Consider the following 19,501-nt stretch of genomic DNA (forward strand, 5'->3'; position numbering starts at 1 on the left):
AAGCCACCCGCAGGTGGCTTCTTGCTTTCTGCTACGCATGATGTCGCTGGTTTAACGGTAGTCATCCCGCTAGTCCGAGTTTTCCTGCAACATGCAGAGGGACGAACGTTATTCAACAGGTGGCCTCCATGACTCGTATCGACAACCCCCAGCATGACCAAGAGGTTGGCGTGGCAGACGCCACGCAGGACACAACCCGCATCGATGACGTGCGGATTGGTGCAGTTCGTCCGCTCATCTCCCCGGCGCTTCTTCTGGATGAGCTGCCCGTGTCACCCGATGTGCAGGCGCATGTTGAGGTGAGCCGGGCGGCGATCACAAAGATCCTGCAGGGGCAGGACGATCGACTGATCGCGGTGGTCGGCCCATGCTCGATACATGATCACGACCAGGCCATGGAATACGCCCATCGGCTTGATGCGGCTGCGCAGCGCATGCGCGACGATCTATTGATCGTCATGCGCGTCTACTTTGAAAAGCCGCGGACTACCGTTGGCTGGAAGGGCTACATCAATGACCCGCGGCTCGACGGCAGCTTTCGGATCAACGAAGGGTTGCGTCGGGCGCGCGAACTGCTGCTGGAGGTCAATGCGCTTGGGTTGCCCGTTGCCACCGAATTTCTGGACTTGCTGAGCCCGCAGTACATTGCCGATCTTGTTGCCTGGGGGGCGATTGGCGCGCGAACGACTGAAAGCCAGAGCCATCGCCAACTCGCCTCGGGGCTGAGTTGTCCGATCGGATTCAAGAACGGTACGGATGGCGGCGTTCAGATCGCGGCGGATGCGATTCTGGCTGCGCGCTCAAGCCACTCGTTCATGGGCATGACGAAGATGGGGATGGCTGCGATTTTTGAAACACGTGGCAATAGCGATGCACATGTCATTCTTCGCGGCGGCAAGAAGGGGCCAAACTACGACGCGTCGGCGATTGAAGACTGTTGCGCGATTCTCCGAACGGCTGGGCTGCGCGAGCAGGTGATGGTCGACTGCTCGCACGCGAACTCAGGTAAGTCGCACGCTCGTCAGGTCGACGTGGGGTATGACCTGGCGCACCAACTGTCTTCGGGAGAGCGACGCATCATCGGTGTCATGATCGAGAGCCATCTGGAAGAAGGGCGCCAGGACTTGAAGCCCGGTGTACCGTTGCTGCGCGGCGTGTCGATTACCGATGCCTGCCTTGGCTGGTCCCAGACTGAACCGTTGCTGGAGACGCTTGCTGCGGCCGTGCGCACACGACGACGCGGTTAAGCGGCATACCCTGTAGGCCGGGGCGAGAAGGATAATCAGGGTTGTCGTGGACTTCGCTCGCGAGAAAGCGGGCGATCTTGATGTGCCGCACGCCGACAGCCAGTAACCACGGAAAATTCGATGATCCGCAAGATGCTCAATGCGTCCCGGCTGCGGGACGAGGTAAGCCGCCGCATACATCGCATTCACGAAGTCGTTGAAGACGGCGTGAAGATTCATGTACCTCGTCCGCAACTGCAAGAGCCTGACGAAACGGGCTGTAACTGGACCATGAAGCATTTCGGTAACGCCGCCGGCCATGAGCGGGACATCGCCGCGGTGCTTAAAGCGGTGCGTGCTGAATACAATCTTTCCGGCGAAGCAAAGATCCCCGACAACCCCTTCGGGGATATGCCGGGCAACTGAGGTCTAGGAAAAACAGCGAATGCAGCCACCGTATGAGCGACTAGTGCTGCTGCTTGATGAGGTAACTGAACACCGTCACGTGTACCGTGCTCGCCAGGGTATGTTCAGCATCTTCAACTTCCGAAGCGGCAATTTCGAGCGACGGAGGAAGACATCAACAGCGAGTTCGGCCAATCTGACGTCGTACTGGTGCTGGGCGCCAACGACGTGGTCAATCCCGCCGCGAAGACCGATCCGAAATCGCCGATTGCCGGCATGCCAATCCTGGAGGCCTACCAGGCCAAGACCATCATCGTAAACAAGCGCTCGATGAACGCTGGCTATGCCGGGCTCGACAACGAGCTGTTCTACATGGACAAGACGATGATGGTCTTCGGTGATGCCAATAAGGTAGTCGAGGAAATGGCTAAGGCGGTCTGACCTCACCTGTCCGCGTGAGGCATCAGCACGTTCGGGTGGGCGATGGCGGTCACGGCACAGCAGCGACCGCCATCGCACTGAACCGTCACGGGTTCAGGCGCTCTTGCACTAACGTCGCGGCAACCCGATTCCTGCCACTGTGCTTGGCTTCGTACAACGCGACATCGGCCGCTTTGACCAACGCATCAAGCGACGCGGCAGACGAGCGTCGTGCGGTCGCGCAGCCGACGCTGACGGTGAAAGGGGCAAGCTGCGGGTCTCTGTGCGCATGCTCGACTTCCGCACGTATCGCTTCGCCGATGTGAGCGGCCCCCGCCTCGTTCGTATCCGGTAGCACCACCACGAACTCTTCTCCGCCGTAGCGCGCGGCAAGGTCACCACGCCGTCGTGCGTGTTTGCCAATGCATCCGGCAAGGTGCTGAAGCGCGGTATCGCCCAGTGCATGGCCGTGGGCATCGTTGTATCGCTTGAAGTTGTCTGCGTCGACAAAGAGGACGGAAAGGCAACTGCCGTTGCGCTGCAGGCGATCCCACTCGCTCTCCAACGCTTCATCGAGTGCACGCCGGTTCTTGAGGCCAGTCAGCGGATCCGTCTGCGTGAGTTCCCTCAGGTGACCTTCTGCCGCCACACGATCTCGCAACGCAAACGCCAGCAGCCATACGACCGCGCAGAAGGCGATGCTGACCGACACCGCAGCGAGTCCGACGATCCAGGATAGCTGCCTCCATGACGCTAGCGCATCGCTTAGCGCCGGGGCAACCACGGCAATGAACGGGGTGCCTGCAACGCGCTGGAACGTATATAGGCGGAGCACGCCATCGCTCGATGACGGAGCCACATAGAAGCCGGAATCACGGTTCACCATGCGTGGAAAGGTTGGCGACTTGCTGTAGTTCGGGGCTTGCGCGAGCGGGAGGGCCGGATTTCGAGCGACCAGGTTGCCATCTTCACGGACGATTGCCGTGACGCCGAGCGGCCCGACATCAAGCTTTTCCAGCAACTGCTTGAAGTAGTCGAGATCGATTGCGACCAGTGCGGTGCCGGCGAAGGACCCGTCAGGCCGGTTCATGCGCCGGCTCAGTGCAATGGCCTCAACGCCGTCACGCGATCGTGCTCGATAGGCTGCCGATACATAGAGGCCAACGTTTGCGGAATCGCGATGAACGATGAAATAGTCGCGATCGTGGAAATCCCACCGGTGCGTACTGGAGCAGCAGCCGTCGATCAGGCGCCCTTGATCGTCGGTGACGCCCATGCCGGTGACATAGCGGGCGGCGGCTGTCTGGCTGAAGAGCAACGCGTGCCGAAGCTCCGGATCCATGTTTTGGATCCCCGGTTTGTTCAACACGGCGATGAGCATGAGCAAAGACTGATCCGATGATTCGATGGTCCGGGAAATGTGGCTGGCCAATACGTTAGCGACGTTTCTGGACATCTCATGCGCATGCTTGATTGCGGTCTCGCGAGCGGCCCACAGCGTCAGTACGCTGATCGACAGCGCGACGAGTGTCAGCAGTGTCCCCAGCGAGCCAACAATCAAAGGGTGGCGGCCAGCCAATGTGGCCACATTGCGAGCGGAGATTCGAGTGGACACGATGCGGTCTTTGCGGAGGGAATGCGCTGTACGTCCGCCTTCTGGCGATCGCTGACGGTATGAATAAGCAGGGTAGGGTCAAGCGTTTCATTTTGGCCGGCAACCTGCGGCAGCCATCTTATCGGCAGAGACTGGGAAAAGTTCAGCATTCGGCCTCCGCTTGACAGCCGTCGGAGAGATTTGGGCGTTCAGCAGTAGTGCGACGATGCCGATCTGGACACAATGAATGGCTGTTACAGGGCCATTCGCAAGAAATTGCAGGCACTTTTACCAAGTCGGAACAATGAGGCAACCCGAGCTGACCTCAAGTGAATAGATTTGCTTCCGTTCGCCAGGAATCTCTGGGTATCTGCTCAATCATTGTATTTAACATAAGATACATTATGAGTAAAAATGATGGGAACCAAGTACCAGTGTCCGGTTCCCATCACAAGGCCAAGTCATCTCATCTGCGTTCAATAATGGAAAACCTTCACGCTTACCTTGACCCCATCCTCTGGGGAACCTTCAGCCATTTCGCGATCAGCCTGTGTACCGCGCTGCTGATTCTCTTTGGTGGCTGGTGGCTGTCAAAACTCATTGGCCGCTGGCTGAACCGGCTGATGAGCCGTCAGGCCCATCTTGATGCCACGCTCACGCCGATCCTCTGCGACATCAGCGTTTGGGGCATCCGCACTCTTGCCGTCATCGGGGCGCTGTCCCGGCTTGGCATTGAAACGGCCAGCATCATTGCGGTGCTGGGTGCGGCGGGTCTTGCGATTGGCCTAGCGCTGCAGGGCACGCTCCAGAACATCGCGGCCGGCATCATGCTGCTGGCGCTGCGTCCGTTCCGGGTGGGGGACTATATCGACGGCGGCGGTGGCGAGGTGGCCGGCACGGTGGAAGAAGTCAGCCTGTTCATGACGCGCCTGACCAAGCCGGACGGTATCTGCGAATACGTGCCGAACAGCGCACTGTGGAGCCACACCGTGCGCAACTACACGCGCAATCCGACCCGCCGGCTAGACCTGGAAACCGAAGTTTCGCTGCACGACGACATTTCCGGCGCCATCGAGGCGCTCAAGGCGCTGGCCGCCAGCGAGCCGCTGGTGCTGCCCGAGCCGGCGCCCATGGCAATGGTCATGCGCTTTGACGACAGCGTGGCTGTGCTGAACCTGCGTGTCTGGGCCAAGACCGAGAACTTCTGGGAAATGCGCTGGAAGCTGGCGCAGCAAGTTCGCACGACGCTGAAGGACGCACGCTGCACCCTGCCCGTCCGCATGCGCGAGCTACATATCGTGCATGACGCAACGCAAGGCACCGACGATGTACCAATCAAGCGCAACGGTGAGGCGGTGGCAAGTCGATAGATTGCTGCACTGCAGGAGTGCCAGCGCGCAACACTTCCTCTGTGCATTCCCATACGCATTGCCTAGACTCACTTTCCAAGTGCGAAGCGTTCTAAAGGCAGGTGCATCATGTGTCGCTGGCTGGCTTACTCGGGCAACCCCATTCAGATGGAGACGGTGCTGTTCCGGCCGACGCATTCGCTGATCGACCAGAGCCTGCGATCCCGCCTGGGGCACACCACCACCAACGGCGACGGGTTCGGCATTGGCTGGTATGGCGGCCACTCCGAGGTGCCTTTCCGGTATCGGTGCCTGCACCCCGCCTGGAATGACACGAACCTGCGCGAAGCCGCCCGCGCCATCCGATCGCCATTGTTTGTGGCACATGTCCGCGCGGCCACCGACACCCCCACGCAGGAAACCAACTGCCACCCGTTCCGCTATGGCCGATGGCTGTTTGCCCACAACGGGCTGATCCGTGAATACCCGACACTGCGGCGTGACCTGATGATGGAGGTCGCGCCCGAGCTGTTTCGCTGGATCGAGGGCTCAACGGATTCTGAAGTCATGTTCTTCCTCGCGCTCACGTTTGGGCTGCAGCGGGAGCCTTGCGGCGCCTTGGAGCAAATGGCGGGACTGATCGAGCACGTCGGCCACCGGCACGGCGTTGAACACCCGCTGAACATGACCGTCTGCGTGACTGACGGCGAGCAGATCATCGCGGCGCGCTATTCCAGCGAGCGGGATTCGCGGTCCCTCTTCCACAGCACGTCGTTCCGGCATCTGCAGCACCTCTACCCGGACAATTCCCGGATCACGGATGCGGGCGACGAGGCGGTTCTCGTGCTGTCCGAACCCCTGGTCGACCTGCCCGACGCCTGGGATGAGATTCCGGAAGAGACCCTGGTGGTCGCCAAGAGTGGCGTGATCGAGCGCCATCGGTTCACCCCCCGGCTGCCCGTGTCTGAAGTGTCGGGCAAGCAACAATCCTCCTACGGGCTCGCCGCAGGCTGATCGGGCGCTCTCGCCCTCTCCAACTTTCTTCCCCACTGAAACCTCCTGACAAAACGGTGTCAGGAGCCTTGCGGTAACCTCGCGCCCGCGATTTGTGCCGTCAGTGAACCGGATCTCAAGAATCCGCTACAGTTTACGGCCCGATTTCTGATTGCCGGCCGGTGCCAGTTTGGCTACCCGTGCCGGCATCTCCCCCTACGTTCTCCAAGGACCACCCCTCATGTCTTCCGGTGTCATTCGCCTGCGCGGAGCCCGTCAGCACAACCTCAAAAACCTCGATCTGGACCTGCGCACGGGCGAAATGACCGTGGTGACCGGGCCGTCAGGTTCCGGCAAGTCGAGCCTGGTGTTCGACACCCTCTATGCCGAGGGCCAGCGCCGCTACGTCGAGACCTTCAGCGCCTACGCGCGCCAGTTCCTGGATCGCATGGACCGCCCGCAGGTCGACCATGTGGAAGGCGTGCCGCCGGCCATCGCCATCGACCAGACCAATCCGGTGCGCAGCTCACGCTCGACTGTCGGCACGATGACGGAGCTGAACGACCACCTGAAGCTGCTGTTTGCGCGCGCGGCCCAACTATTCGATCGGGATACCGCACTGCCGGTACGCCATGACACGCCGGAAACCATCTACAACGAGCTGCTGGCGCGCACGCGCGAGGCTGATCCGCGCCTGGTGGTGACTTTTCCGGTGGAGCTGCCGGCCAATACCAGCGCGGATGAAGTTGCGCAGTGGCTTTCCGTCAGCGGCTATACGCGCGTGCAGGCCGAACGTGTCAGTGGTGAACGCAAATTGCTCGACGTGGTGGCCGACCGCTTTCGCCTGCAGGGCACTGAGCGTGTCCGTGCGCTGGAGGCCATCGAGTCGTCGCTCAAGCGCGGCGGCGGTCGTGTCAACGTGTACGTGCTGCCCGCCGACGAGGCTGCCGAACCTGAGATCTGGCGCTTTTCCACCGGCCTGCACTGCCCAGAGAGCGATCTGCGCTATGCCGATCCGCAGCCCGCGCTGTTTTCATTCAACTCGGCCTACGGTGCGTGCGATGCATGCCGTGGCTTTGGCCGCGTGATCGGCGTCGACCTTGGCCTGGTGATTCCGGACGAGCGCAAGACCCTGCGCGAAGGTGCCATCAAGCCGATGCAGACTCCGGCCTGGAAGGAATGCCAGGACGACCTCATGCGCTATTCGGCGGCGGCCGACATCCCGCGCGACACGCCGTGGGCCGAGTTGACCGAAGCACAGCGCCACTGGGTCATCAACGGCGACCCGACCTTCAAGCGCGGCGGCTGGAACAAGCAGTGGTACGGCGTGCGCCGCTTCTTCGACTACCTGGAGTCGAAGGCGTACAAGATGCACATCCGCGTGCTGCTCTCCAAGTACCGCAGCTATACGACGTGCGAGACCTGCGGCGGTGCGCGCCTGAAAACCGAGTCCATGCAATGGCGCCTGGGCAGCAAGGAAAATGCCGACGCTGTGCTGGCACCGGAGCACCGCTTCATGCCGCGCGGCGTGAAATGGAGCCGCGCCCAGCTCGAAGCCCTGCCCGGTCTGACCGTGCACGACGTCATGCTGCTGCCCATCGCACGCATCCGCCGGTTCTTTGACGAGCTGACGCTGCCCTCCACCCTGCTCGACGATGCGCTCAAGCTGCTGCTGGACGAGGTGCGCACGCGCCTGGCCTACTTGTGCGACGTCGGCATCGGCTACCTGACACTGGACCGCCAGAGCCGCACGCTTTCCGGCGGCGAAGTGCAGCGGATCAACCTGACCACGGCGCTGGGCACATCGCTCGTCAACACACTGTTCGTGCTGGATGAGCCGAGCATCGGTCTGCATCCGCGCGATCTGGATCGCATTGTGGAAGCCATGCAGCGCCTGCGCGATGCGGGCAACACACTGGTTGTCGTGGAGCACGATCCCTCCGTCATGCTCGCTGCCGACCGCCTCATCGACATGGGCCCCGGCCCCGGCGAGCGCGGCGGCACCATCGTGTTCGACGGTACGCCCGCTGCCATCCGAAAAGCCGACACGCTGACTGGCGCCTATTTGTCCGGCCAGCGCCGCGTGGCCAACGCCACCGACTGGCAGGCCCGCCCCATCAACGGTGCACCGCGTCTTGTGCTTGAGGGTGCGAGCCAGCACAACCTGCAGGACGTGACGATCGAAGTGCCGTTGCAACGGCTGGTGTGCGTGACGGGCGTGTCCGGCTCTGGCAAGTCGACGCTCATCCAGGACGTGCTCCACCCCGCCCTGGCGCGCCATTTCGGCAAGGCGACGGAATCGCCTGGCGCGTTTCGCGCACTGCGCGGTGCGGACCAGATCAGCGATGTGGTCTTCGTCGACCAATCCCCGATCGGCAAGACCGCGCGCTCGAACCCGGCCAGCTACGTGGGCGCGTTTGACGAGATCCGCAAGCTGTTTGCCAAGGTGCCAATGGCGCTGCAGCGCGGCTACACGGCCGGCACGTTCAGCTTCAACTCGGGCGATGGGCGTTGCCCGACCTGCGGCGGCTCGGGCTTCGAGCACGTGGAGATGCAATTCCTCAGCGACATCTACCTGCGCTGCCCGGATTGCGATGGCACGCGCTACCGCGCGGAAATTCTCGAGGTGAAGCTGGAGCGCGGCGCGCACAAGCTATCAGTGGCAGACGTGCTGGAGCTGACGGTGAGCGAAGCCGCCAGCGTGTTTGCCGACGACGCTGACGTGCTGCGCGTGCTGCAGCCCATCGTCGACGTGGGTTTGGAGTACGTGAAACTCGGCCAGCCGGTGCCGACGCTTTCCGGCGGCGAAGCGCAGCGCCTGAAGCTCGCGGGCTTCCTGGCCGAAGCGGCGCAGGCGGCCCAGGCCGCCGCCCGCAAGCGCGTCAAGCAAGACGTGCCCGCCAACGCCGGCCGCTTGTTCATGTTCGACGAGCCCACCACGGGTCTGCACTTTGACGACATCGCCAAGCTGATGCGCGCGTTCGGCAAGCTGCTCGACGCTGGGCATTCGCTGATCGTGATCGAGCACAACCTCGATGTGATCCGGGCGGCCGACTGGATCATCGATCTCGGCCCCGAGGGCGGCGATGCGGGCGGCCTGCTGGTGTGTGCCGGTACGACCGAGCAGGTGAAGGCCTGCGCTGCTTCGCATACCGGTGCCGCGCTCAAACAGTACGAAGCGAGCATCGGTCAACCGCAAGCTGCCGATGAAGGCGTGCCGCTGCAAAGCGCACTGGCTGCTCGCCGCGCGCAGCGCGCTGCCGTGGCGGAAGTCCAGGGCGAGAACGTGGTGCGTATCGTCAACGCGCACGAGCACAACCTGAAGGCAATGAACGTCGATATTCCGCACGGCAAGTTCAATGTCGTGACGGGGGTATCGGGCTCGGGCAAATCAACGCTGGCGTTCGACATCCTGTTCCACGAGGGGCAGCGGCGCTATCTTGAGTCGCTCAATGCCTACGCGCGTTCAATCGTGCAGCCGGCGGGCCGGCCCGAGGTGGATGCGGTCTACGGTATTCCGCCCACGGTCGCCATCGAGCAGCGCCTGTCGCGCGGCGGCCGCAAAAGCACGGTAGCGACGACCTCCGAGGTCTGGCACTTCCTGCGTCTGCTGTATGTGAAGCTGGGCGTGCAGCATTGCATCCACGACGGCACGCCGGTGTCGGCGCAGAGCCCCGAGGCCATCTTTGCCCAACTCATGCGCGACCACCGTGGCGAGCACATCGGCCTGCTCGCCCCGCTGGTGGTGAACCGCAAGGGCGTGTACACCGACCTCGCCAAATGGGCCAAGGCGCGCGGCTATACGCACCTGCGTGTCGATGGCGAGTTCCTGACCGTTGACCCGTGGCCCCGTCTGGACCGCTTCCGCGAGCACACGCTGGAACTGCCGGTGGGCGATATCGTTGTCTCCCCGGAAAACGAAGCCGCACTGCGCACGTTGATGGAGCAGGCGCTGGAATACGGCAAGGGCATCATGCACGTGCTCGCCCCGTTGGACGGCCTGCAGAACGCCATGCATAGCGGCGGCACCGCGCACGTCGGCAACGTGAAAGTGTTCTCGACCAAGCGCGCGTGCTCGACCTGCGGCACTAGTTACCCCGAGCTGGACCCGCGCATGTTCTCGTACAACAGCAAGCATGGCTGGTGCCCGAGCTGCGTCGGTACGGGCCTGGCGCTCACGCGCGAGCAGCGCGCCGCGTTTGACGACACCGTGCTCGGCGGCGATGATCGTGGCCGTGAGCAGACACTGCCCTCGGAAGAAGTCGATCCGGACGGCATGACCGACTTGCCCTGCCCCGATTGCCACGGCACGCGCCTGAACCCGACGGCGCGCGCGGTGACCTTTGCCACCAAACCCATCGTCGACATTGCGCAGTGGACCGTCAGCCAGACCCGCCGCTGGGTGGAAGGCCTGGACCTGACTGGCCGCGATGCCGACATCGCGCGCGATGTGGTGGCCGAGATCCACAGCCGACTGTCGTTCCTGGAAGAAGTCGGCCTGGGCTACCTGAGCCTGGATCGCGCCGCACCCAGCCTGTCGGGCGGCGAGGCGCAGCGCATTCGCCTGGCCGCGCAGCTCGGCAGCAACCTGCAGGGCGTGTGCTACGTGCTGGACGAGCCGACCATCGGCCTGCATCCGCGCGACAACCAGATCCTGCTGGATGCCCTGCGCAAGCTGGGCGACAAGGGCAACACGCTAGTGGTGGTCGAGCACGATGAAGACACCATCCGCCGTGCCGACCACATCATTGACATCGGCCCCGGCGCCGGTAAACGCGGCGGCACCCTTGTCGCGCAAGGCGGCGTGCAGGACTTGGCCGCGCAGCCGGATTCGCTCACTGGGCGTTTCCTGTCGCAGCCGATCGAGCACCCGCTGCAGCCACGCCGCGAGGTCGTTGCACCGCGCGCAGGCGCGCAGCCCGTGCCCGAGCAGTGGCTGACGGTGCATGGCGCCAAGCTGCACAACCTGCGCAACGTTACGGCCACGATGCCGTTGTCGCGTCTGGTGGCGATTACGGGCGTGTCCGGCTCCGGCAAATCCACGCTGGCGCGCGACGTGCTCATGACCAACCTGTTGGATGCGGTGGGTCGCTCGGTCTTGTCGTCGCCGGCCACGCGCCGTGCACGCAAGGCTGCGCAGGCTGAGGTGCCTGATGCGAAGATGCCTCGCAAGCTCGACGTCAAACACGACTGGCACGGTTGTGACGGCGTGACCGGCTGGGAAGCCATCGACCGCGTGCTGGAAGTCGACCAGACCCCGATCGGCAAGACGCCGCGCTCGTGTCCAGCCACGTACATCGGCGTGTGGGACACCATCCGCAAACTCTTTGCCGACACGCTGGAAGCGCGCGCACGCGGCTACACCGCCTCGCGTTTCTCGTTCAACACTGGCGACGGCCGCTGCCCGGCCTGCGAGGGCCAGGGCGTGCGCACCATCGCCATGAGCTTCCTGCCCGATGTGAAGGTCGCATGCGACGTGTGCCATGGCCAGCGCTTCAACCCCGAGACGCTGGCCGTCACCTGGCGCGGCAAGAACATCGGTGAAGTGCTGACCATGGAGATCGACGAAGCAGTCGAGTTCTTCGGCGCGATGAACAGCATCGCGCACCCGCTGCAGTTGATGAAGGACGTGGGCCTGGGTTACCTGACGCTGGGCCAGCCTTCGCCCACGCTGTCTGGCGGCGAGGCGCAGCGCATCAAGCTTGTCACCGAGTTGTCGAAGGTGCGCGATGACGTGACCCGCCGTGGCCAGAAGGCACCGCACACGCTGTACGTGCTGGATGAGCCGACCGTCGGTCTGCACATGGCCGACGTGGCCAAGCTGATCCGCGTGCTGCATCGCCTGGCGGATGGCGGCCACAGCGTGATCGTGATCGAGCACGACCTTGACGTGATTGCCGAGGCGGACTGGATTCTCGATCTGGGCCCCGAGGGTGGCGATGAGGGCGGCACCATCGTGGCAGCATGCGGACCGGAGGCGCTGGCGCGGGTCAGGACCAGCCATACCGGGGCGGCGCTGGTGCCGGTGCTGGCACGCGGGAAGCAGGAGGAGAAGCGGCGCACCGGCTGAATCGAAAGCGTCACAGCAACCGATCGGGGGCGCGCCTTCCCGCACTTTTAAGCGGCGGGCGCCACCCGTTCGGCGCATTGCTTTCAGCACCTGAACGACTAGTGTTGGACTATGGCATGGCAAGCAAAGGAGGCCGCCATGAGCATGGTCCAAGTGGAACCCGGCAGCTATCGCTTCACCCCATTGAAGAACGCGGGCGAGGTCATCGACCTCATCAGGCAGCGCGCCATCCAGGTGGTTGACCTCCGCTTCACCGATCTGCCCGGCCAGTGGCAACACTTCTCGATCACGCTTCCGGAAGTCAATGACGATCTGTTCGAGGCCGGCATCGGCTTTGATGGCTCGTCGATCCGCGGCTTTCAGGAGATCCACGAATCCGACATGCTGGTGCGGCCCGACCCGACCACCGCATTTGTCGACCCGTTCTGCGCCGCGCCCACGCTGGCGTTGATCTGCGACGTTCTGGACCCCGTGCGCAAGGCGCTGTACTCACGCGACCCGCGCTACGTTGCAAAGAAGGCAGAGATGTACCTGCGGCAGACCGGCCTTGCCACCACCTGCTACTTCGGCCCCGAGCTGGAGTTCTTCATCTTCGATTCCATCCGCTTCGGGCAAGACCAGCATTCCGGTTACTACCACGTGGAATCCGCCGAGGGCGAGTGGACATCGGGCCGCGATGAAGGCGCCTACGGCGGCGGCAACCTTGGCTACAAGCAGCTCTACAAGGGCGGCTACTTCCCTGTACCGCCGCACGACACGCTGCAGGACATCCGTTCCGAGATCGTCCTGGCGCTGATGCAGGCAGGCGTGCGCGTCGAGGTGCATCACCACGAGGTGGCGACAGCCGGCCAGTGCGAGATCGACATGCGCTTCGCCTCGCTCACGCGCATGGCCGACAACGTCATGATCTACAAGACCATCTGCAAGAACGTGGCGCGCAAGCACGGCAAGGTGGCGACGTTCATGCCCAAGCCGCTGTTTGCCGACAACGCCAGCGGCATGCACTGCCACCAGAGCCTGTGGAAGGACGACGAGAACCTGTTTTACGACGCGAGCGGCTGGGCACTCACGTCGCAGATGTGCCGCTGGTATATCGGTGGGCTACTGCGGCACGCACCGGCGTTGATGGCGTTCTGCGCGCCGAGCACGAATTCCTACAAGCGACTGGTGCCGGGCTACGAAGCGCCAGTCAATCTGGCGATGTCGCAGCGCAACCGCTCGGCGGCGGCGCGGATTCCGATGGTTTCCGATTCACCCGCCGCGCGGCGCGTGGAGTTCCGCTGCCCTGACCCATCGGCCAACGCGTACCTCGCTTTCTCCGCAATGCTGCTGGCAGGCCTGGACGGCATCGAAAACAAGATGGACCCCGGTGAGCCGCTCGACAAGAACATCTACGATCTTCCGCCGGAAGAGGCGGCCAACATCCGTCAGGTGCCCGGTTCACTCGAAGAATCCCTCGCTGCGCTGGAAGCCGATTCAGCCTTCCTGCGCAAGGGCGATGTCTTTACGGAAGATGTGATCCGCACCTGGATCGACTACAAGCGCACGCACGAGATCGCGCCATTGAAATTGCGGCCCCATCCTTGGGAGTTCCATCTGTACTTCGATATTTGACGCGCCCATGCAAACCGGACGGGCGCGCTTACCAGCCGGGCTGGGTTGATGCGGCGCCAATCGATCCTGTGGCCAGCGCCAGCGTGGCGGCAGCCGTACGCGCGCCGCTGTAGGTATCGACGTAGGCGTTCTTGGCCAGCAGCAGCTGGTTCTGCGCCATCAACACATCGGTAATCGATCCGACGCCGTGGCGATACGCCGCCAGCGCCGCGTCGTACGTCGTCTGGGCGGCAGCCACCAGCGCCTGCGCCGCCTCATGCGAAGTCAGGCTCGTCTGCAGCGTGTTCTGCCCCGCCACGATCTGGCGCACCGCCTCCTGCGTGGTGCGTACGCGTTTGGCCGCAGCGCTTTCAGCATCGTTGCGCGCCTGTGCCAGCACGGCGGAACGCAAACCGCCGTCATACAGCGGAATGGTCACGCCCACAAAGGCGCCTACACCATAGTGGGTGCCATTGAGGTTCACCGTCGGTGCCTGCTGGCCGACGGGCGGGATGGCCGTGACGGCCGCTCGCCCCGAGTTGTACGACGTGGAGGCCGAGACAAACACTTTCGGCATGAATTCCGCTTCCGCGGCCTGGATCTTCGACTGGCTGGCCTTTTCGGCGGCATAGGCGCTCAGCACATCGGGTCGCCGGGCGATGGCATCGGCGACGATCTGGTCGACCGGGGTGCGCAATGCCGGATTCAGCGTGCGGATGGGCAGGTCGGCAATCTTCGGCTTCGACAACGGCGAGATGCCCACCGCAGAGAGCAGCGACAGATACCGGTCACTCTCCGCGCCCTGGGCCTGGACTTGCGCCAGGTTGGCCTGCGCACGGTTTTGCGTGGCCTGTGCGACTTCGACCACCGTACCGATACCCTGCTTGAAGCGCGCCTTGGCGGCCGCCAGGATCGCCTCGGCATTGTTCAGACCTTGCGCCGCAGTCACGGTCCGGGCGCGTGCCGCCTCATACGCGTAGAACGCGACGGTCACGTCATAGATCACCTGTTGGTGCACCGCCGTGAAACCGATGTTGGCGGCAACCGACAACTGCTCGGCGGCATCCACGCGCGCCGCGCGGCCACCAAAGTCGAACAGCAACCATTGCAATGACAGCACCGACACGGTTCCGTGCACCGTGGTATCCGTGCCGGCCGTACCGAGCGGCGTCGACGACGAACCGTGCCCCGTCTGGTACCCAGCCATGGCTGTGGCAGAGAGATACGGCAGATAGGCGCTCTTTGCGATCCCTGCCATGAGCGCGGCATTGCGCGCATCGTTCCAGGCGACTCGCGTGAGTGGGTTGTTCGATTCGGCAACGTCGATCAGCTCGGGCAGCGCGTAGGCGTGTGCGGCGTCGAATGCGGCAGCGGGCGGGATCGTCGCCGCAGCGGTGTTGGCCGGCAACGTGTAGCTGGCATTTGCACCGTTGGAAGACGTCGGCTGTGATGGCGCGCCCGGGATGATCTCGCCTGTATCCGTCGTGCGCGGCTGCCACGGGCGGTCAGCACGCTCCGGTGCCATGTCCAGCGCAGACGTCGCACACCCGGCCGTGACGGTGACAGCCAGGCTGAGGAAAACGGCCAACAGATCAGGCTGGCGCATGCGTCAGCGACTCCTTGGATACAGCATCGGGGACTTCTCGTGCAATGCGGGCAAGGCGCTCATCAACCAGCGCCAACAGCGCATCGCGCATGGTATCGGGGGTGGCGATGGACCCGCTGTCGGTCGCCAGCCCGCTCACGCCGGCACGCTCGGCCGCGCTACGCAATCGCGTCTGCACGGCCGCATCACCGGGTGCACGCTCGGCGATCAGGAACAACGGACCTTCGAGCGCTTCAAGCTCGGTCAGTGCGCGGCGGCGCTGCGCGATCCATTCCGGCACGGGGCGTACCCAGGCGGGTTCGTACCGGAGCAGCGCAACGTTCGCTTCCAGCGCGCCTTGCTGCGCCATCGCCTGAGCAGCCAATGTTCGCCTTTGGCCTGTGCGCACTGCTCGCGTGACCGCCTCCCACTGGCGCAGCAATGCGGCCAACGCCACATCTGCCTGCCCCGCAATGCTCACCGGCCAGACCCGCGTGAACATCAGGTACACGACCACATTGCCCAACAGGATGCCGATGATGCGGTCCCGCGCGATGGTCAGGTCAAATGCCGGTGCAGCCCCTTGCAGCACGCACAGCAGAAACGCGAAGGCAATCTGGAACCCCGCATACGCAATACGCGGCGAGCCCTGCGCAACCCATGCCGACAGCCACATGCCGACAAACATCAGCGCCATCAGCTCGGTAATGGACGTCATGGCCGGCAGTACCCACACGAGCGTCGCAATACCCAACGCTGCCCCCACCAGACAGCCGGCGATACGCAGCGTCAGCTTTTCGACCGTCTCCGCCGCGCTGCTCAACGACACCACGTAGCACGTGATGAAGCAGGTGTGGATGCCTGACCAGTCGAGCTGCATGTACAGCAGGTAGCAGAACATCGCCGCGGCGGTGGTCTTCAGGGCGTAGCGCAGGTGGGCGGGGTTGGTGCGGGCGTCCGGCAAGAAGAAACCGCCGCGCGCTTTGGGCGGTGGCGCCTCGGCTTGCGCCGGCTTGCCTTCCACGACTGCAAAGTGAGCGATGGCGGATTGCAGCTCCGCTGCTACAGCGTTTGCCAGCGGCGGCAATGTAACGCCCGCGGGCAGCGTCAGTTCAATGTCGACTGGATAACCGCCCTGCTCGAGCATGCCTGCCATGGCTTGCAGCGCCTCGATGACAGGGGTGGCGACGGATACGGGCAGGCGCGCCTTCGGTTCGCTGGCAGCCAGGTCAACCGCCATCAGGATGGCCGTGGTGGACGCCACCGCCTGCTGCAGCGCCGCCAGATCGGCCGACGAGGTCGAACCCTCTACCTTCGACAGCCGCAGCCACGTGGCAATCTGCTGGCTGCCTTCGCGCAGGCATGCGGTGAGCGCGGTGCGGTTGGCACCCGCCTGGCCCAGGTGTTGTGCCGCCAGCCGCAAGCGCCGCGCTAACGCCTGACACGCCAGCTTGCGCGGGGATGGCCCCATCACGAGATTCACTACGATGACCACCCCCACCGGAATCGCCACCATCAGCCACGCATAGAGCAGCGCCCGCGTCGCCAGCTCACCCACCGGGGCAATCCCGAGTTCGTCCAGCCCATACCCGACAATCATCGCCAGGATCGCCCCCACCGGGCGCAGCTTGCTGGCCGATGTCAAAAACAGCAGGCTCACCGACAGCACGACCATCCACACCACCCGCCATAGCGGGTCGTCCATGCAAAAGATGGCGATGACGATGATCAGCCCGAGCACCACCGTCACCAGCAGCAACATGGCGATCGACAGCACGATGCTGGTCACGCGATCGGGGCGGATCATGAAGAACACCACGTAGGCCGAGATGGCGGCCCAGGGTGTGGTGACGATGCTGGTGACAAGCGCGGTCAACGCGCAGATGACGGCGATGCGGGTGGTGATCTCCGCCCTGCCAGGCGTTGGCGCCAGTAGCCGGAACACCTCGCCGGGGCGAGGCCAGATGCCCCGTGCGATGTCACCGGCAGGCGGCGCCATGCTTAATCTCGACAATCGCGCTGGCGCCGACCCGGACCAGCCTGTCAGCCGGTTCCTCCAGACGGATGCGCACCGGGAAGCGCTGCGCCACCCGCACCCAGTTCACCGATGGCTGGACGATGGGCAACGTGCGCGGCAGGTTCACCCGGTCCGTATCGGCGATACCGGCGCCGATGCTGTCCACCTTGCCCTGGATGGGTTGGCTGCGGTCGATCATGGAGAACACCGTGGCGCAGTCGCCCACCTGGATGGCGGAGAGCGTCGTCTCCCGGAAGTTGGCCACGGCAAACCACTCGCCTGAGTGGATCAGCGTGAAGATCGACTGGTTGGGGGCGACGGTCTCGCCCGCCAGCACGGATAGGCCTGTGACCCAGCCATCGTGCGGCGCGCGTACCACGGTGTCGTCCAGCGCGTGCTTGGCGCGCGCCAGTGCGGCCTCGCGGGCGTGCAGCATGGCAATGGCATCGGCTTCGTCGCCAATGGTCTGCGCGCTGGCGCGCTTCTGTTCGTTGGCCTGCTGTAGTGAGATGGCGGCGTCGCGCTGTGCCACCTGCGCCTGATCCAGTTGCTGGGCAGGCACATACCCCTGGGCCGCCAGCGGGGCCAGCCGGTTGACGGTGCGGGAGGCCAGCGCGTAGTTGTGCTCGGCACGGCTGCTCTGGTCTGCGGCGATGCTGGCTTTGGAGCGCTCACCGATCAGCGACCGGCGCCGCGTGTCGAGTGAAGCCTGGGCCAGCTCCACATCGGCTTGTGCTTGCGCAACGGTCAGGCGATACGGTACGGGATCGATCTCGAACAGCAGGTCGCCCTTCTTGACGTGCTGGTTCTCGGACACAACCAGTTTGACGATGCGCCCGCCCACCGGCGTGGCAACGTGCACGACATCGGCATCGATGGTGGCATCGTCTGTGGAGGGATAGCGCGAGGTGTGGACGTAGGCATAAACCGCCACCGCCACACCGATGAGGATAATCGCCAGCGCGATCAGGTAGCCGCGCAGCACGGGCTTGTGCAGGCCGGCCATTTTCATAGGAAGTGCCCCGAGCCAGACAGCCAGACGACCACGGCAACCATCACTCCAATCGCCACACACACAGAAAGCTGGAGCGGTATCCAGCTTGCCCACCCCGTCATGACGAAGATCCGGTGCGCAATCAGCGCACCTGCCGCGCCAATCAACCCGCTCAGCAGCCAGAGGGGGAAGTACGCGCCGAAGATGGCGTACGAAGGCGCGCCATGCGTGCTGCAACCTTGAAGTGCCAACCCCAAGCCCGCCAGGGCAGGAACCAGCAGAACGCGCGTCGGAATGGGCAGGTTTCGGCGTGGCATCGATGTCTCGGCGCCGCCCGCCAGCATGGCGCTGACTGGCTCGACGATGGATCAGGGCCGAGCCACTTTATCAGCACACTTTGTTCTTGACCAGTTGTAACAAACTACGCCGGTGCCCCCTGTCCCGAAGGCCGATACGCCTTATTCCTTCAGTTGGGGGGTACTTGACGCGGCAATGAGGCTGGCAACGGGAGTGTCGTCCTTCAGATCAATGCCGCTGCGGCCGAGCGCCAGCGCGCCCTTGAGCAGGAACACGAGTTTGTCCGCTGCATGGTCGTAACCCAGTCCAGCGGGACGAACGTTCGAGATGCAGTTGCGCTCGGCATCCGTTCGGCCAACGCGCGGCGCATGGGTGAGGTAGATGCCGAGGCTGTCGGGCGAACTCAGGCCGGGGCGCTCACCAATGAGCATGACCACCTGGCGCGCGCCCAGCAGTTCGCCAATCTCATCGCCCAGTGCCACGCGGGATTGCTCGGCAATGACGACGGGGCCAATCGACCAGTCCTCCGGCAAGCGCTCGCGCACGCTGCGCAGGAGCGGCACACCATGGCTCTGCGCAGCCAGAGCCGAGAGACCATCGGCAATCACGAAGATGGTGTCGACCGGCTCGGTTGGCCGTGCCGCCGCAAGGCTTGCGCGGCTGGCATCGCTCAGGCGCCGGCCCAGATCCGGCCGGCACAGATACTGGGCCCGGTCTGCGGCGGCGCTATGCGCGCTCAGGCTGGCGAAGCCCGCTTGCTCAAGCGCCGCCGCCACGGCTGCGCTGTCTAGCGGCTGATGCACGGCATCGCGGGCTTGTGCGTGCGCCAGGCCAAAGGCGAGCACGGCGTCGGTCGTCTGGCTGTTGCCAACCCGGCCCAATGCAATACGTGCATCGGTGAATGCACGCAAGTGCGCCCAGGGATTGGACTGAACGAGATTTCGCGTCGGCATGGAAG

Annotated in this window: 12 protein-coding genes and 1 pseudogene; 7 read left to right on the forward strand and 6 right to left on the reverse strand. The window is 64.0% G+C overall.

All coding sequences use genetic code 11. The features are described 5' to 3' along the window. Positions 1-128 precede the first annotated feature (128 nt). The 3 genes and pseudogenes from PI87_RS24300 to PI87_RS24310 all read left to right on the forward strand — a co-directional run. Entirely contained in the window at positions 129-1,247 is a 1,119-nt protein-coding gene (locus PI87_RS24300) for a 3-deoxy-7-phosphoheptulonate synthase (protein ID WP_039600299.1), read from the forward strand. A 120-nt stretch (positions 1,248-1,367) separates the two neighbouring features. Further along, the gene (locus PI87_RS24305; protein WP_039600300.1) at positions 1,368-1,652 is read left to right on the forward strand and encodes a hypothetical protein; all 285 of its coding nucleotides are present in this window, start codon (positions 1,368-1,370) and stop codon (positions 1,650-1,652) included. A gap of 147 nt (positions 1,653-1,799) precedes the next feature. Further along, positions 1,800-2,072, forward strand: a pseudogene (locus PI87_RS24310) (NAD(P)(+) transhydrogenase (Re/Si-specific) subunit beta); the annotation flags it as partial. A gap of 85 nt (positions 2,073-2,157) precedes the next feature. On the opposite strand, the gene PI87_RS24315 reads toward PI87_RS24310, so the two are convergent. Beyond that, positions 2,158-3,666, reverse strand: a complete 1,509-nt coding sequence (locus tag PI87_RS24315; protein WP_084210087.1) for a GGDEF domain-containing protein — start codon at positions 3,664-3,666, stop codon at positions 2,158-2,160. Positions 3,667-4,127: 461 nt separating this feature from the next. Here PI87_RS24315 and PI87_RS24320 point away from each other — a divergent pair, with 461 nt between their 5' ends. The 4 genes from PI87_RS24320 (at position 4,128) to glnA (ending at position 13,671) form a co-directional block, all read left to right on the forward strand. Continuing rightward, complete coding sequence (locus PI87_RS24320) at positions 4,128-5,015, forward strand: mechanosensitive ion channel family protein (protein ID WP_052321739.1); 888 nt, start codon at positions 4,128-4,130, stop codon at positions 5,013-5,015. A 108-nt stretch (positions 5,016-5,123) separates the two neighbouring features. Then, positions 5,124-6,008 carry a class II glutamine amidotransferase gene (locus PI87_RS24325; RefSeq protein ID WP_052321740.1) on the forward strand — a complete coding sequence of 295 codons (885 nt, stop codon included), beginning with the start codon at positions 5,124-5,126 and terminating at the stop codon, positions 6,006-6,008. A 220-nt stretch (positions 6,009-6,228) separates the two neighbouring features. Beyond that, positions 6,229-12,057 (forward strand): excinuclease ABC subunit UvrA, encoded by a 5,829-nt coding sequence (gene uvrA, locus PI87_RS24330; protein WP_039600303.1) that lies wholly within the window; start codon positions 6,229-6,231, stop codon positions 12,055-12,057. A gap of 138 nt (positions 12,058-12,195) precedes the next feature. Next, positions 12,196-13,671, forward strand: coding sequence for a type I glutamate--ammonia ligase (glnA, locus tag PI87_RS24335; RefSeq protein ID WP_039600305.1), 1,476 nt, complete (start codon positions 12,196-12,198; stop codon positions 13,669-13,671). Positions 13,672-13,699: 28 nt separating this feature from the next. Here the strand turns inward: glnA and PI87_RS24340 are convergent, their stop codons facing one another. From PI87_RS24340 to eutC, 5 genes are all read right to left on the reverse strand, one after another. Then, complete coding sequence (locus PI87_RS24340) at positions 13,700-15,256, reverse strand: TolC family protein (RefSeq protein WP_039600306.1); 1,557 nt, start codon at positions 15,254-15,256, stop codon at positions 13,700-13,702. Further along, on the reverse strand, positions 15,243-17,234 hold the full coding sequence (locus tag PI87_RS24345; RefSeq protein ID WP_039600307.1) for an FUSC family protein: 1,992 nt from the start codon (positions 17,232-17,234) through the stop codon (positions 15,243-15,245). The genes PI87_RS24340 and PI87_RS24345 overlap by 14 nt, the downstream gene beginning before the upstream one ends. Then, positions 17,215-18,264, reverse strand: a complete 1,050-nt coding sequence (mdtN, locus tag PI87_RS24350; protein ID WP_039600308.1) for a multidrug transporter subunit MdtN — start codon at positions 18,262-18,264, stop codon at positions 17,215-17,217. Before mdtN ends, PI87_RS24345 begins: the two co-directional genes overlap by 20 nt. Next, positions 18,261-18,563, reverse strand: a complete 303-nt coding sequence (locus tag PI87_RS24355) for a hypothetical protein (protein ID WP_039600465.1) — start codon at positions 18,561-18,563, stop codon at positions 18,261-18,263. Before PI87_RS24355 ends, mdtN begins: the two co-directional genes overlap by 4 nt. Positions 18,564-18,704: 141 nt before the next feature. After that, the gene (eutC, locus tag PI87_RS24360; RefSeq protein ID WP_039600309.1) at positions 18,705-19,496 is read right to left on the reverse strand and encodes an ethanolamine ammonia-lyase subunit EutC; all 792 of its coding nucleotides are present in this window, start codon (positions 19,494-19,496) and stop codon (positions 18,705-18,707) included. Positions 19,497-19,501: the final 5 nt, after the last annotated feature.

The organism is Ralstonia sp. A12 (genome assembly GCF_000801955.1).
Taxonomy (GTDB): Bacteria; Pseudomonadota; Gammaproteobacteria; order Burkholderiales; family Burkholderiaceae; genus Ralstonia.

Bases quoted from the DNA above. Each gene is read 5' to 3' on its own strand.
- PI87_RS24340 (WP_039600306.1), bottom strand. From the start codon at position 15,256: ATGCGCCAGCCTGATCTGTTGGCCGTTTTCCTCAGCCTGGCTGTCACC.
- mdtN (WP_039600308.1), bottom strand. From the start codon at position 18,264: ATGAAAATGGCCGGCCTGCACAAGCCCGTGCTGCGCGGCTACCTGATC.
- eutC (WP_039600309.1), bottom strand. From the start codon at position 19,496: ATGCCGACGCGAAATCTCGTTCAGTCCAATCCCTGGGCGCACTTGCGT.
- glnA (WP_039600305.1), top strand. From the start codon at position 12,196: ATGAGCATGGTCCAAGTGGAACCCGGCAGCTATCGCTTCACCCCATTG.
- PI87_RS24325 (WP_052321740.1), top strand. From the start codon at position 5,124: ATGTGTCGCTGGCTGGCTTACTCGGGCAACCCCATTCAGATGGAGACG.
- uvrA (WP_039600303.1), top strand. From the start codon at position 6,229: ATGTCTTCCGGTGTCATTCGCCTGCGCGGAGCCCGTCAGCACAACCTC.
- PI87_RS24305 (WP_039600300.1), top strand. From the start codon at position 1,368: ATGATCCGCAAGATGCTCAATGCGTCCCGGCTGCGGGACGAGGTAAGC.
- PI87_RS24345 (WP_039600307.1), bottom strand. From the start codon at position 17,234: ATGGCGCCGCCTGCCGGTGACATCGCACGGGGCATCTGGCCTCGCCCC.
- PI87_RS24300 (WP_039600299.1), top strand. From the start codon at position 129: ATGACTCGTATCGACAACCCCCAGCATGACCAAGAGGTTGGCGTGGCA.
- PI87_RS24320 (WP_052321739.1), top strand. From the start codon at position 4,128: ATGGAAAACCTTCACGCTTACCTTGACCCCATCCTCTGGGGAACCTTC.
- PI87_RS24355 (WP_039600465.1), bottom strand. From the start codon at position 18,563: ATGCCACGCCGAAACCTGCCCATTCCGACGCGCGTTCTGCTGGTTCCT.